Annotated in this window: 12 protein-coding genes; 4 read left to right on the forward strand and 8 right to left on the reverse strand. The window is 56.4% G+C overall.

Annotated elements, in window-relative coordinates:
- Window positions 1-37 precede the first annotated feature (37 nt).
- Entirely contained in the window at window positions 38-976 is a 939-nt protein-coding gene (gene mdh, locus QMN93_RS12985) for a malate dehydrogenase (RefSeq protein WP_023309387.1), read from the reverse strand.
- A gap of 397 nt (window positions 977-1,373) precedes the next feature.
- Here mdh and argR point away from each other — a divergent pair, with 397 nt between their 5' ends.
- From argR to yhcN (QMN93_RS13000), 3 genes are all read left to right on the forward strand, one after another.
- Window positions 1,374-1,844 (forward strand): transcriptional regulator ArgR, encoded by a 471-nt coding sequence (gene argR, locus QMN93_RS12990; protein WP_023309388.1) that lies wholly within the window; start codon window positions 1,374-1,376, stop codon window positions 1,842-1,844.
- 375 nt (window positions 1,845-2,219) lie between these two features.
- Window positions 2,220-2,483 (forward strand): peroxide/acid stress response protein YhcN, encoded by a 264-nt coding sequence (gene yhcN, locus QMN93_RS12995; RefSeq protein ID WP_182382759.1) that lies wholly within the window; start codon window positions 2,220-2,222, stop codon window positions 2,481-2,483.
- A 110-nt stretch (window positions 2,484-2,593) separates the two neighbouring features.
- The gene (gene yhcN, locus QMN93_RS13000) at window positions 2,594-2,860 is read left to right on the forward strand and encodes a peroxide/acid stress response protein YhcN (protein ID WP_032659672.1); all 267 of its coding nucleotides are present in this window, start codon (window positions 2,594-2,596) and stop codon (window positions 2,858-2,860) included.
- Window positions 2,861-2,921: 61 nt separating this feature from the next.
- On the opposite strand, the gene QMN93_RS13005 is transcribed toward yhcN (QMN93_RS13000), so the two are convergent.
- The 5 genes from QMN93_RS13005 to aaeX form a co-directional block, all read right to left on the reverse strand.
- Window positions 2,922-3,194, reverse strand: coding sequence for a barstar family protein (locus tag QMN93_RS13005; protein ID WP_023309391.1), 273 nt, complete (start codon window positions 3,192-3,194; stop codon window positions 2,922-2,924).
- Between the two features lie 45 nt (window positions 3,195-3,239).
- Window positions 3,240-4,694: an NAD-dependent succinate-semialdehyde dehydrogenase gene (locus tag QMN93_RS13010; protein WP_182382760.1), complete on the reverse strand. Its 1,455-nt coding sequence runs from the start codon at window positions 4,692-4,694 to the stop codon at window positions 3,240-3,242.
- Between the two features lie 90 nt (window positions 4,695-4,784).
- On the reverse strand, window positions 4,785-6,752 hold the full coding sequence (gene aaeB, locus QMN93_RS13015; protein WP_033146764.1) for a p-hydroxybenzoic acid efflux pump subunit AaeB: 1,968 nt from the start codon (window positions 6,750-6,752) through the stop codon (window positions 4,785-4,787).
- A 5-nt stretch (window positions 6,753-6,757) separates the two neighbouring features.
- A complete protein-coding gene (aaeA, locus tag QMN93_RS13020; RefSeq protein WP_023309394.1) occupies window positions 6,758-7,690 on the reverse strand; it encodes a p-hydroxybenzoic acid efflux pump subunit AaeA in 933 nt (310 codons plus the stop codon).
- 7 nt (window positions 7,691-7,697) lie between these two features.
- A complete protein-coding gene (gene aaeX / locus QMN93_RS13025; RefSeq protein WP_003860416.1) occupies window positions 7,698-7,901 on the reverse strand; it encodes a p-hydroxybenzoic acid efflux pump operon protein AaeX in 204 nt (67 codons plus the stop codon).
- 179 nt (window positions 7,902-8,080) lie between these two features.
- Between aaeX and aaeR the strand changes: the two genes are divergently transcribed.
- The gene (gene aaeR, locus QMN93_RS13030; RefSeq protein WP_023616809.1) at window positions 8,081-9,007 is read left to right on the forward strand and encodes an HTH-type transcriptional activator AaeR; all 927 of its coding nucleotides are present in this window, start codon (window positions 8,081-8,083) and stop codon (window positions 9,005-9,007) included.
- 77 nt (window positions 9,008-9,084) lie between these two features.
- Here the strand turns inward: aaeR and tldD are convergent, their stop codons facing one another.
- Together tldD and yhdP are read right to left on the reverse strand one after the other, a co-directional pair.
- Window positions 9,085-10,530, reverse strand: coding sequence for a metalloprotease TldD (tldD, locus tag QMN93_RS13035; protein WP_045355381.1), 1,446 nt, complete (start codon window positions 10,528-10,530; stop codon window positions 9,085-9,087).
- A gap of 84 nt (window positions 10,531-10,614) precedes the next feature.
- Window positions 10,615-14,418, reverse strand: a complete 3,804-nt coding sequence (gene yhdP, locus QMN93_RS13040) for an AsmA2 domain-containing protein YhdP (RefSeq protein WP_193140097.1) — start codon at window positions 14,416-14,418, stop codon at window positions 10,615-10,617.
- Between the last annotated feature and the right edge of the window lie 36 nt (window positions 14,419-14,454).

The following is a 14,454-nucleotide window of genomic DNA, read 5'->3' on the forward strand; positions in this document are numbered from 1 at the left end:
GATAAGCTCCGTTTTTTTTACCGGGAGACGGTTCGTATTACTTGTTAACGAACTCTTCGCCCAGGGTGATATCTTTCTTCAGCGTATCCAGCATGCCTTCCATCGCGTGTTGTTCAAACGCGCTCAGCGTACCAATGGATTTACGCTCTTCGATACCGTTTTTACCCAGCAGCAGCGGCTGAGAGAAGAAGCGAGCGTGTTCACCATCGCCTTCAACGTAAGCGCATTCAACAACGCCTTTCTCGCCCTGCAGAGCGCGAACCAGTGACAGACCAAAACGCGCAGCCGCCTGGCCCATAGACAGGGTTGCAGAGCCGCCACCCGCCTTCGCTTCCACCACTTCGGTGCCCGCGTTCTGGATGCGTTTAGTCAGGTCAGCCACTTCCTGCTCGGTGAAGCTCACGCCTGGGATCTGCGACAGCAGAGGCAGGATGGTGACGCCAGAGTGACCGCCGATTACCGGTACTTCTACTTCTGTTGGCTGCTTGCCTTTCAGCTCAGCAACAAAGGTGTTGGAACGGATGATATCCAGCGTGGTTACGCCGAACAGTTTGTTTTTGTCGTAAACACCCGCTTTCTTCAGCACTTCTGCCGCGATAGCCACGGTGGTGTTCACCGGGTTAGTGATGATCCCGATGCATGCTTTCGGGCAGATTTCTGCAATCTGCTGCACCAGGTTTTTCACGATGCCCGCGTTGACGTTGAACAGGTCTGAACGATCCATGCCTGGCTTACGCGCCACGCCTGCAGAAATCAGCACCACGTCGGCACCCTGCAGCGCAGGACGTGCATCTTCACCGGAGAAGCCTTTGATTTTTACAGCAGTCGGGATGTGGCTCAGGTCAACCGCCACACCTGGGGTTACCGGAGCAATATCGTACAGGGAGAGTTCTGAGCCTGAAGGCAGTTGGGTTTTCAGTAGTAGGGCAAGCGCCTGGCCGATACCACCAGCAGCGCCGAGGACTGCGACTTTCATCCTAAACTCCTTATTATGGTTAACTTAAGTATCTGTAAATCCGTTGCGGCGACCATAATTCAGCAAGTAAATAATTACAATTTTCGTAGCTAAAGAATTTGAGGTCACGCGACTTTATCTCTCACCAGAAGACTATCTGACGACAGAGGGCAACGCATTAAGAGGTGGTTACAATACACCCTGCCCCGCCACCAAAACAACATCATTTTGATAACATTTAATTTACTTTTAAGCTTATTTGCGCGGCGTGACCCAGGCATGTTTTCTGATAACGAAATCTGATAAAATCACTCCCTTTCATAACATTATTTCAGCCTGGCGCTGAGTAGATAATTTGCATAAAAATTCATCCACATGCATAATAATGTTGTTTCTATCGTCATATTCCGGGTGACTTATGCGAAGCTCGTCTAAGCAAGAAGAATTAGTAAAGGCGTTTAAGGCGCTACTCAAAGAAGAGAAATTCAGTTCTCAGGGAGAAATTGTTCAGGCGCTGCAGGAACAAGGCTTCGATAACATCAACCAGTCGAAAGTCTCCCGCATGTTAACGAAATTTGGCGCGGTGCGTACGCGTAACGCCAAGATGGAGATGGTCTATTGCCTGCCGGCAGAACTTGGCGTGCCGACCACCTCCAGCCCGCTCAAAAACCTGGTTCTGGATATCGATCATAACGATGCCGTCGTGGTGATCCACACAAGCCCGGGTGCCGCGCAGCTGATTGCCCGCATGCTGGACTCGCTGGGTAAAACGGAAGGTATCCTCGGGACTATCGCCGGTGATGACACCATCTTTACCACACCGGCTAGCGGTTTCTCCGTGAAAGATCTCCACGAAGCCATTCTGGTACTGTTCGAACAGGAACTCTAATCCCCTCTCCCCGTAGCGCCGCTGCGGGGATCGTTCTGCTTCCGCTGCGTTCTCCCCTCTTTTCTACTGCCCTTCACTTTGACAAATAGTGCTTTTTACCACCTATTAACATTCATCTGGTGAATGCTAAATCAAAAAATCGCACAAAAAATCAAAAGCTGATATCCATATGATTTTATTAGATATAACCAACTAAAATGAACAAAAAACGCCCAATATTATGCGATTTGGTTATAAAAAACAGACTGGTTAACACGTAATAACAATAGAAACCATTAGTCTGGTATTAATTTTTACCGTTATTAGTGTATACTTGATTTTGTGATGAGGGTCACGAAACAAGACCCCACTAAAAAATTCGACGAGGTAAAAATCATGAAAATCAAATCAACTGTAGCGGCGCTCAGCGTCCTGTCCGTCCTGTCATTCGGTGCTTTCGCAGCTGACTCTATCAATGCTGACCAGGCGCAATCCCGTCAGGCCATCGGTACGGTTTCTGTCGGCGCGGTCGGCACATCGCCAATGGACATGCATGAGATGCTGAACAAAAAAGCGGAAGAACAGGGTGCGTTATCCTATCGCATCATCGAAGCGCGTTCCGGTGACCACTGGCACGCCACCGCTGAGCTGTACAAATAAGTTTTAGTAATAACTGAAGACGTAAATCTCCACTCAACGGCACCAGGCATAAAAATAGCGGTTCAACCCTTCTCGCCGTTGAGTAAAAACCCTATTCAGGAGTAAAGACTATGAAAACCAAATTGATCATCGCAACCCTCGGTCTGGCATCCGTTCTCTCTTTCGGCGCGAGCGCAGCCGTACAGCAGGTGAATGCCGACCAGGCACAAAATCTACAGCGTATGGGCAGCGTCTCCGTAACGTCTGTCACCGGTTCACCGATGGATATTCGTCACGAACTTGCCGCCAAAGCTGAAAAAGCAGGCGCCAGCAGCTATCGCGTCACCGAACTGAATCAGGGTGACCACTGGCATGCAACGGCAGAACTGTATAAATAAACCCTCGTCGTATCTCATCATACGACTTGCCCCTGGCCTTATGGTCAGGGGCTTTTTTCATTCAATGCCGCGCGTTAAAGCGCAGCTGCCCTTCAAGCTCTTCTTCCGCTTCATCGAACAGCAATATCAGTGCGCCAAAACGTCTTCGCAGCTTATCGGGCAAATGGATGAACTCAATTTCCAGCGGTAGCGGCAACTGACTGCCGGTGACCACGTCCCACAGCGTATCCAGATTCGTCACGCTTTCCCGTTCAAGATCAAACGCCCGGATAAATTCACGGTAGAAGTCTTCCTGACTGTCGATCTCGTCAAAATCAAACGTATAGGTTTTCATTGCCAGCCACCCAGTCCAGGCGAGCGGCAGATGCCGCCCTGTCTATTATAATCCCCCAATATGCAGGGTTTTAACTTCCAGATACTCTTCCAGCCCCAGCACGGAGCCCTCTCGTCCAAGGCCTGACTCTTTTACGCCGCCAAAGGGCCCAAGCTCCGTGGAGACGGCGCACTCGTTGATGCCGATCATCCCGCTCTCGATGGCCAGTGAAACGCGGAAGACCCGTGAGAGATTCTGGGTGTAGAAGTAAGCCGCCAGCCCATAGGGCGTGTTGTTGGCGCGCTGGATGACTTCATCTTCCGAGGTGAAACGGAAGCACGCCGCCACCGGGCCAAACGTCTCTTCTTCTGCCAGCTTCATGCCTTCATGGCAGTCGCCCAGCACGGTTGGCATCCAGAAATTTCCGCCAAGCGGATGGGGCTTACCCCCTGCCAGTACGGTTGCGCCCCGGACAACGGCGTCGTCGACATGCTCACGCACCTTGTTGACCGCCGAAGGTTCAATCAGCGGCCCGACGACCACCCCCTCCTCAAGACCATTACCTACCTTCAGCGCATTCACCGCATCGGCGAGTTTATTCACAAATTTGTCGTAGACGGTTTCCTGAATATAAAAACGGTTCACGCTGACGCAGACCTGCCCGGCATTGCGGAACTTGTTGGCGATCGCGCCCTTAACCGCCGCGTCGATGTCCGCATCCTCAAAAACGATATACGGGGCATTTCCCCCCAGCTCCATCGAGACTTTTTTCATGGTTTCTGCGGCGTTACGCACCAGCGTTTTGCCGACGGAGGTTGAGCCGGTAAAGGAGATTTTACGCACGTCGCGGCTTGCCATGATCGCATCGCTGATTTCATGCGTATTCCCGGCGACGGCGTTGAGAACACCGTCGGGCACACCGGCCTGTTTCGCCAGCGTAAGCAGCGCAAAGGCGCTGAGCGGCGTGTTGTTGGCCGGTTTAATGACCCCGGTGCATCCTGCTGCCAGCGCCGGGCCTAACTTGCGGGTGAGCATGGCCATCGGGAAGTTCCACGGCGTAATCGCCGCGACCACGCCAATGGGTTCACGGGTCGCCAGAATGCGTGAGCCGGGTTTTATCGGCGGAATAATTTCACCGTTCGCGCGTTTGGCCTCTTCGGCAAACCACTGGATAAAGCTGGCGGCGTACTCGACTTCTCCCTCCGCTTCTTTCAGGGGTTTGCCCTGTTCGGTGGTCATCAACCGCCCGAGCCAGCTTTTATTCTCAATAATCAGTTCGTACCAGCGGTAGAGAATCGCCGAGCGTTCTTTCGCGGTTTTGGCACGCCATGCCGGGAAGGCCTGGGTAGCCGCTGCAATAGCGTCTTCGGTTTGCGCTTTACCCGCTTTAGCGACTTTAGCAATGACCTCGCCGGTCGCGGGATTCAGCACATCAAAGGTTGTATCCAGCGTTTTCCAGATTCCGTTGACCAGATAACCGGTCTGAAAAAGGATGTGGTCCTGAAGCGCCTGGGTCGTCATGTGTTCTCCCTTTCTGAAATGTAAGAACGTGCTGGAATAAGTATAGCCACAAAAAAACCGACGCTTTTGGCGTCGGTTTTTTTACTTCAGTCAGTTATCCGTGAGGGCATTCTGGTAGCGATGCAGCATAAACACCAGCCGTCCTACCGGCTCGGTCACCTGAGGCGGCGCCTCCCAGTGCTTGAGCTTTTCCTGATAGGTATCGAGCTCTTCAAGCAGCTGCGTAAAGTAGCGACGCCGTTTGTCATCGCTGCTGGCAGAAAGCACGTGATCGGCGGTACGACGCAGCTGGCGGTGGTATGCCGACAAATCGTCGTTGATCGGCACGGGCGCGTTACGCAAACGCTGGTGCGCAATGATCATGGTTAACGCCAGGCGGAACTTCGCGATATCGCCCGGGAACTTGTTCAGCAGCAAAAACAGCTGCTGGTAGAGCGCGGGCAGGTGGTTCTCTTTACGGCGCGCGGTATTGGTTGTCAAAGACGACACGGCAGCCGACACAAACTGGTTCAGCAGCACGCGGCCCGTTCTTGCCTGCGAGTTATCCCGCACCAGCAGTATCACCATCATGGCCAGGAAGCAGCCCACCAGCTGGCCTAACGCGCTGTCGAGGAACTGGCTGAAATGGAAGGTCATCGGGTTATCGAGCACGATGATGTTAATCGTACTCGCCAGCGCCCCCAGCGATCCCAGACGCCGCTTTTGCACTTCAATGCCGATAAAGAACGCCATTACCGCCAGGCTAATACAGAGCAGCAGCATGCTCTGTTGCGTCGACGGGATGATGACCAGGAAATAGAGCGCGCCTATCGGCAACGCGGCAATCGTGCCGTAAAGGAAATCAATGGCAACCATACGCGGGTTAGGCAGACGCATCGCCAGTGCGGTCACAACGGCAATCATTACCATCGCGCCGCTGCCGGACGTCCAGCCCGTCCACAGCCAGAACAGCGTGCCGAGCATACAGGCAAGCGTCGTACGCCAGAAATTGACCATGGCGTGATGGCGCTCGGCGGATTCCGCCTTGATCACCACTTCACCCTGCAACACCTCTTCTTCCGCCGCGCTGATTTTGGTGTTACCGATCACGCCGCGCTTCAGAAGCAGATAGCGCGTCGCGGCGCCGACCCAGGTGTAGATGGTTACCGGCGTGTCGCGCTCCCCGGTCCAGGCAATCACCCGGCGCATGCGCTTAAGCTGCTTATGCACGTCCTGTACGGTTTCCACCGGCTCGGCAAACAGTTCGCGGAACGTATCGGTGACCGCTTCCGGCCGGGTGTTCTGAATCAGATAGGTTTCACATGCCTGGGTAATCAGCGTCAGAGAGACGGTGTTGAGGGCTTTCAGGCGTCGATTCGCGCGGGCCCAGCGCGACGACTCCATATTAAGGTTGCTGCGCATTCCTTCCAGCGCCTGCGTACGACGTACCAGCCCGCTCCAGGCTTTATCCACCTCTTCGCTATCGCCATGCTTAATGCACAGCTGCATCAGCTGATACTGGGCAACAATCAGCGCGTCGAGCTCACGGTCGACTTCCTGCTTGATGGAGCGCGGAGAGAAAAGCAGGTCAGCGACGATCGCGCTGACAATACCAATCACAATCTCGCTGCAGCGCTCAACCGCAAACTGCGGGGCGAGCAGCGGTTCACTTTGGATAGTGATGACAATAATCAGCGCGGTATAGCCCGCCAGTCCCCAGGCGTAGGAGTTCTCCACTTTCACCAGAGACGAGATCCAGGTGCAGAAACCGGCCCAGATACAGCACACCATCAGCATCAGCAGCGGGGTGCGGATCATGAGAATAATAATGGTCAGCGCCGCGAAACAGCCGATAAACGTCCCGATGATACGCAGCATCCCGCGATAGCGGATCGCGCCTGAATAGGGTTCCCCGCCCGCAGCAAAGGCCGGGCCCGCCGCGACAATCGCAGCCGTCAGCACTGCCCAGCGAGGGGTTTCAAGCTGGAAGTGAAAGCCAACAAACAGCGCCAGCACGATGGCGCACGCCAGCTTCACGGCGAAGCGAATATGCTGGCTGGCGATGGAAAAGATACCCATGGCGATTAACCAAACTCGCGCAGGCGGTGGGCAATTTTACGGAAGAACGAGTCCTGGCTGGCATCCCGGTCCTTTTCACCGGTGATCACCACCGTCGCCGTGGTACCCGCAGGCCACAGATTTCCCTGCTGTTCATCCAGATGAATACGTACCGGCACGCGCTGGGCCAGACGCACCCACTCCAGGTTGGAATCGACCGTCGCCATCCCTTTGGCATCGTTAGAACTGCTGGAGTTAGTCACCCCTGCGGCAACGCTGTCGACGGTGCCTTTAAAGACGCGGTTGCTGCCGAGCGGCGTGATTTCCGCCCGGTAACCTGGGCGCACGCCTTCCAGCTTGGTCTCTTCCATATAGGCTAGCACGTAGAAGGAGTTCTGTTTAACCAGCGCCACGGCGGTAGAGCCACGGGTAATGAATTCCCCGGCATAGACGTTAAGGTTGGTGACCCAACCATCGGATGGCGCGCGGATCACGGTGCGCTCGAGATCGAGCTTCGCCAGATCGCGCGTTGCCTGCGCTTTCGCCAGCTGGTGCAGCACGGTTTGCAGCACGTTGTTGGACTGGTCAATCTCTTCGCGGGACATTGCCTGAACGCCCAGCTGATTACGGCGACCTGCCTCGCGGCGTTTCTCCGCAGCCAGCGCCTGATAATAGGCCACGTCCGCTTCCGCCTCTTCCAGCGCTTTCTGGTAACGAGGCTGGTCGATGGTGAACAGGACCTGATCTTTTTTCACCAGCTGGTTATCGTGGACGTTGACCGCCGTGATAAGGCCGGCCACGTCAGGGGCTATTGCCACCACATCGGCGCTGAAGCGTGCATCACGCGTCCACGGTGATTCGGTGTAATAAACCCAGGCGCGGAAAATAGCGATGAAGGCGAGGATAACCAGCGCCATTGTGATGGCAGTGCGGGAGATTTTTCTTGTTAGCGTTTTCACATCAACCTCAGACAAACATGCGCGATATCAGATAAAACAGGCAGCAATACAGCGCGGTATTGAACAATGCAGGGTGCCAGACGAAATCGTAGATCCCGGTAGGGACCAGCACCTTGCGCACCAGCCAGAAGATCGCCAGTGATAAAAGAAGCTCGAAAAATATCGGTGGGAACGACAGACCGAACACCACGATAACGGGAAACAGACTCATGTTGACCTTGATAAGAGAGAGTGCAGGCTTCAGAATTTTTTAGCGCACGCCACCGCAGGAGAGCAAGAAACGCCGGGCGAGAATGGCGCAGCCGTTATGTAATTAATAATATATTAACGTAACTGTTATGCTGTTATCTATAATATGTGATCTAAATCACTTTTAAGCCAGAGTGAACAATGGAACGTTTAAAACGCATGTCGGTCTTCGCCAAAGTGGTTGAGCTGGGCTCTTTTACCGCCGCTGCACGCCAGCTTCAGATGAGCGTCTCATCCATCAGCCAGACGGTGTCCAAACTGGAAGATGAGCTTCAGGTCAAGCTGCTCAACCGCAGTACCCGCAGCATTGGGCTGACGGAAGCGGGTAAAATTTACTATCAGGGCTGTCGCCGTATGCTGCTTGAAGTGCAGGATGTTCACGAACAGCTCTATGCCTTCAACAACACCCCCATCGGCACGCTGCGCATCGGGTGTTCTTCAACTATGGCACAAAATGTTCTCGCTGCCATGACGGCGGATATGCTGAAAGAGTACCCCGGTCTTACGGTCAATCTGGTGACGGGTATCCCGGCGCCGGATCTGATTGCCGACGGGCTGGACGTGGTGATCCGCGTCGGCGCGTTGCAGGATTCCAGCCTGTTCTCGCGACGGCTGGGCAGCATGCCGATGGTGGTCTGCGCCTCGAAAAGCTATCTGGCGCAGTACGGCGTTCCGGAGAAGCCCGCCGATCTCACCAACCACTCGTGGCTGGAGTACAGCGTGCGGCCCGATAATGAATTTGAGCTGATTGCCCCGGAAGGGATTTCTACCAAACTGCTGCCGGAAGGGCGGTTTGTCACTAACGATCCGATGACGATTTCACGCTGGCTGGTGGCCGGCGCCGGGATCGCCTACGTGCCGTTAATGTGGGTGATCAACGAGATCAACAGCGGCGTGCTGGAGATCCTCTTCCCGCGCTACCAGTCCGATCCGCGCCCGGTGTACGCCCTGTATACCGAAAAAGACAAACTCCCGCTCAAGGTTCAGGTGTGTATTAACTATCTGACCGAGTATTTTGTGGACGTGGCGGAGCTGTTTCAGGGGATGCGGGGGAGAAGGAAAGAGTAGGCCTTTTTCCATAATGACGAGGGAGAAAAGACAGCGCGGAGCAGCCCCCTCTCCCCTTTGGGGAGAGGGTCAGGAAATTACGCCGTGCCGCCCACCGTCAGGTTGTCCACCTTCAGCGTTGGCTGGCCCACGCCAACCGGCAGGCTCTGGCCCTCTTTACCGCAGACGCCCACGCCGTTATCCAGCTTCAGATCGTTACCGACCATGGAAATCTGCTGCATGGCTTCAATACCGGAGCCAATCAGCGTCGCCCCCTTCACCGCTTTGGTCACTTTACCTTTCTCGATCAGATACGCTTCTGACGTGGAGAAAACAAACTTACCGGAGGTAATGTCCACCTGGCCGCCGCCAAAGTTTGGCGCAAAGATACCGTAATCGACGGATTCGATAATCTCCTGCGGCGTCGATTTGCCCGGCAGCATGTACGTGTTGGTCATGCGCGGCATCGGCAGATGCGCGTAAGATTCACGGCGTCCGTTGCCCGTCGGCGCGACGCCCATCAGGCGCGCGTTAAGTTTGTCCTGCATGTAGCCTTTCAGCACGCCGTTTTCGATCAGCACATTGTACTGGCCTGGCGTACCTTCATCGTCGATAGCCACCGAGCCGCGACGATCGCGCATGGTGCCGTCATCCACCACGGTGCACAGCTCAGAGGAGACAAGCTGCCCGATTTGACCGCTGAACACGGACGTCCCGCGACGGTTAAAGTCGCCTTCCAGGCCGTGGCCTACGGCTTCGTGTAACAGCACGCCCGGCCAGCCGGCGCCCAGCACCACCGGGAATGAGCCCGCCGGCGCCGCGACGGCATTAAGATTCACCAGCGCCATGCGCACGGCTTCTTTCGCCCACGCGTCGGCGCGTGCTTCACCGTCAACGTCGCCCAGGAACCAGTCATAGCCGAAACGACCGCCGCCGCCGCTTGAGCCGCGCTCGCGTTTGCCGTCGTCATCGACCTGCACGCTGATGGAGAGACGCACCAGCGGGCGAACGTCTGCCGCAAGGGTACCGTCCGTTGCCGCAACCAGAATCAACTCATACACGCCGCTCAGGCTGGCAGAAACTTCCTGCACGCGTTTGTCCGCCGCGCGGGCGACTTTGTCCACGCGACGCAGGATATCCAGCTTCTCTTCACGGCTCATGCTCTGCAGCGGATCGATGCTGGTATAGAGCGCAGAGTGCTGCACTTCTCCCAGTGTTTTCACGCGACCATCACCGGTATCACGCACAATGGTACGCGCGGCCTGCGCGCTCTGCTCGAGTGCGGCAAGGCTAATCTGATCGGCATAGGCAAAACCGGTTTTCTCGCCGCTGACGGCACGGACGCCGACGCCCTGGTCAATGTTGTAGGAGCCATCTTTGATGATGCTGTCTTCTAAAACCCAGGATTCGTGATAGCTCGACTGGAAATAAAGGTCGCCGTAGTCGAGACGGCGTTCGGTCAGTTGACCAAGAATGGAGAACAGGTCCTGATGGCTCAGGCCGTTCGCTGCGAGCAAATGTTCACTTACCAGGTTCAGACTCATCGTATTGCTACTCGTTCGTTGCCGCCCGTGGCGGTATAAAGATCGTATTTATTGAGAGTGAGGCAATTACCTGCCCACGTCAAATCATTGCTGTGCATCTTTGCGCGGCTGGCGCAGCACCTCGTTAATCTGCGGTTTATCTACCGGACCGGTAATGCGGTAGCGCAGAATGGAGACCTTGCTCCACAGCGGACCCAGCACTTTGCTGGCGGCAAACACCGCCGCACCGACAATCGGGTTCACCACAAAGGCCGCCGCCACGCCCACGCTCGCGGAAATTTCCGGCGCCACCACGGCTTCCATATCCAGCTCGCGACGCACGAGGTTAACGGAGCCTTTCATAGCGATATCCGCTTCCAGGCCATCCACCAGCGTGTCGTCCGTATGCAGAACACCGTCCTTGATCCACGCCGTGCTGCGGATGGAATCGTAGTAGAAACCTTCGCTGAAGGTATCGCTGAAATCGAAGCGCAGCTTGCGCAGCAGCGCATCAAAACTCAGCAGGCGCAGGATCTGCCCGGCGCGCCCCGTGCTCACGTCGGCAATTTCACCTTTGCCGAAGCGGGTTTTCAGAATGCCGTTCAGCGAGGCCTCATCCGGCTTCCACGGAGCGTCACGCCAGTGAAGATCGTAATCGACGTCAAACGACGAGCCGCGCAGCGGCGTGCTGATTCCAAAGAAATTGGCTGCCGCATCCAGCTTGTTGCCTTTAATGTCGCCCTTCAGGGAAGTTCGCTGCTCGCCCGGGTTATTCACCCATTCCCCTGCGGCCGTCATGCGGCCAAAACCGGTATCAACCAGGCCACCGGAGAGCGTAAGCGTGTTGGCCTGAATAGTGAAATCACCGTCAATACGGCCATATTTCTGCCCCCACAGCCAGCACTCCGCGCAGCGCAGCTGGAGATCGGGCCAGCCGCTAAAATCGACGCGGGAGACATTGCTCAGCGGCGAGGCTTCTGCCGGTTTATCTTTCCCGCTCGCGGCGCTTGCCGGGTTGTAGTAGAGATAGCGGATCGCCGCCTGCCACGGCGCGTGATTGCGCATGGTCAGCGTGCCGTTGATCTCTCTGCCCTGGGCCTCCACCTTCGTGCCGTTAGCGCCAGGCTGTGAAACCAGGCTCAGGTTGTTCCACTGCTGCCCGCCCAGCATCAGCGACGGCGTGCGTACGGTAATGGCTTGCGGGAACTGGGCGGTTTCATCAACGTTTTGCCCGACGCCTTTCTGGAACAGCGCCAGCCACTCTGCACCGTCCATCGGCGGGAGATTCAGCTCAATGCCCGACTGCTCCGGCAGAGGCGGCGTGGAGCGGCTATCCGTTGTCCAGATGGCTTTGTCGAGGGTGAGCTTGCGGTTAAGCAGCCAGCGGCTGTTGAAGTGGTTTGTCCCGCCCGCGCTTCCGGTCAGCGCGAAGCTGTTCAGGTTGCCATCGACGTTCAGCTTTACCGGCAGCGGCTGTCCGGCCTGTTTATCCAGCGGCGCAGGCAGCTGGCTCTGCAGGTTTTTCAGATCGCCCGTGATGTCGACCTTATACTGGGCGCCCGCGTGATATGGCAGGTCGATTGCCACTTTACCCTGCCAGGCGACTGCGCCCTGCACTGACGCCTCAATGGGTTTCGGCAGGACCTCCATGCGCGCTGGCTGCCAGTTACCGTCCAGATTGACGGCTACCTGATAAGCCTTTTCACCCTCGGTGGTCGTGAAGTCGATATTAACGGGCTGATTAAACCAGCTGGCCGTAAGCGGCTCGCTCTTCAGGTTTCCGTTGTCAAAGCTGAACTGCCCGCTGAGATTTTTCAGCGTGCTCTCAAGGGGTTTGATGAACAGGCTGTTGTTCTTAAGGCGGACGTCACCTTTGGCGGTGGTCATCTCGCCGTCCAGCGGGATATCAAGATGTAAGCGAGCATTCACATCGCCATCGAGCTGTAGCTGCTGGAGCGTCGCCGCCAGCGACTCTTTCAGGGGCGTCTCCTCAAAGTACGGCCCCACCGCTTTGCCCGGGCCATTGATGTCGGCATCAATCAGCAGCTTCTCTTTGGAGTAATCCGGGATGTTGGCCGTCAGGTTGCTGGCCGTCACGCCGCCCAGCGCCACGCTGTCGGACTTCATCCATAGTCCGTCATTGAGGAAGTTGAGCTCGATATCCAGATCTTTCAGCGCGGGCCAGCCGGGCTGGAACGCAAAGGTCGCGTTATGCAGCGGCACCAGCACCTGGAACTGGCCTTCATTGTGTTTGTACGGGAAAAGATGCGGATTACCGCCGTACACCAGCGTGGCATTGTCCGCCTGACCGCCCTGAATCGCGCCGCTGAGATAGTCCACCAGGGCTTTTCCCATCAGGTTTTCCGGGAAGTAGCGCCAGGCCTGAGAGCCGTCATCGGTGCTGATCCCGGCCAGAATCCCCAGCCACGGCTCGTCACCTTCAGGCTGCAGATAGCGAAAATCGCCGCGCGCGTGCACCGCTTTGGCTTTCACATCGATATGGCGGCCATCAAGCTGGAAGCCCTTGTCGTTACGGAGCCAGTTAAGCACCGCGCTGCCCTGTTCGATTTCCAGCGGCGCGCGGAAGACCGTCTCGTAAGGCATTTTGGCATCGTGCATATCAACCGTCAGCCTGCCGTTTTTCACGCTGCCTTCCAGCTTGCCGCTAAAGTGCTCCGCCCCCGGCAGCAGCTTCCACTGCTTCCAGGCAAGATCTTTCCATGTTGCCTGGAAGCGGGTTTTTTCCGTCGCCTGGAGCGGGATATCCAGCGCCAGAGCGTCTATCTTCCCGCTAGGCTGCGTTGCCAGCCAGATCTCGCCCAGGTCCGGAGAGAGTTTTGCCGCCATCGAGCGCAGGCCCTCAATGGCCGCCAAATCGAGGTTGCTGGCGCGGATGCGCAGCTCGTCGCTGCGTTTACTGGCCGTGCCGCCGACGTCCTGCTCCGGCATCCAGGCCAGCGTCAGCGCACCGCGCGGCCACGGCTTGCCGTCCATGGTGATGCGCGTATCCGGAATGGCAAACTGCCAGCCCTCTTTTTCCTGCGTCACGTGCGCGGTGAGGTTATCGACGGAAAGCTGATGCTGCTGTTTTTCGCCTTTCCAGCTGGCGCCCCCCTGCTTGAGCCAGATATCGCCGCTGGCAAATTCACCTTTGGTCAGGGTCAGCCAGCCTTCAAGGCTGAAACGGGCAGTCTCCAGCTGCATATTTTGCTGGAGCCAGTCGCCCAGCCACGGCTTTACGTCAACATCGTCGGCCTGCAGCCAGACTTTGCCGTTGTTTAACAGGCCGTCATCGTCCCGCAGATCCATGCGCACCTGCATCACGCCGTGCTGGCCGTTCAGGCTTGAGAGATTGACCTGCCCCTCAGCGCGGTGACGTTCTTTACCGTTGAGCCAGGTCAGCTGAGGGATCGCCAGTTCGGCGCGCTGGCCGGAGAGGGTAATGAAGCTCACTTCACTGTCGCGCAGATCGAAGTGATCGAACTGACGGAGGAAAAGATCGCTGAAGCGGTTGGCTTCCAGACCCTGACCGCTATCGCCGCCGGACAGAGGCGTATTGGTCAGGAACTGGAGTTGATAAAAGGTGAGATCGCGAAACTGCCAGCGCAGATGCAGCAGGCTTTGCCAGACGTCCAGCGCCAGGGTCACGCGTTTGATTTTCAGGTGGCCGCCATCTTTGAGGCTGGCGTTGATATCCCGGACATCGAGCGTCGGGCCAAAATTCTGCCAGTTAGCGCTAATCTGGCTTACGTTCACCGGCACGCCGGTGGTGGATTCAATTTTAGCCAGCAGTTGCGGACGCCAGCTGTCCAGATGCGGTAATACGAGGCGTAGCCCGCTCACGAGCAACGCGACAATCACGACCAGCGTTGCCCCTGTAAGCAATAAAATCCCCGGCAATCGCCTCACGCATCTCTCCTTGTCAGCTTTCGTCACGCAGCGTAC

The organism is Enterobacter sp. R-1.6.2 (genome assembly GCF_035064085.1).
Classification (GTDB): domain Bacteria; phylum Pseudomonadota; class Gammaproteobacteria; order Enterobacterales; family Enterobacteriaceae; genus Enterobacter; species Enterobacter asburiae_B.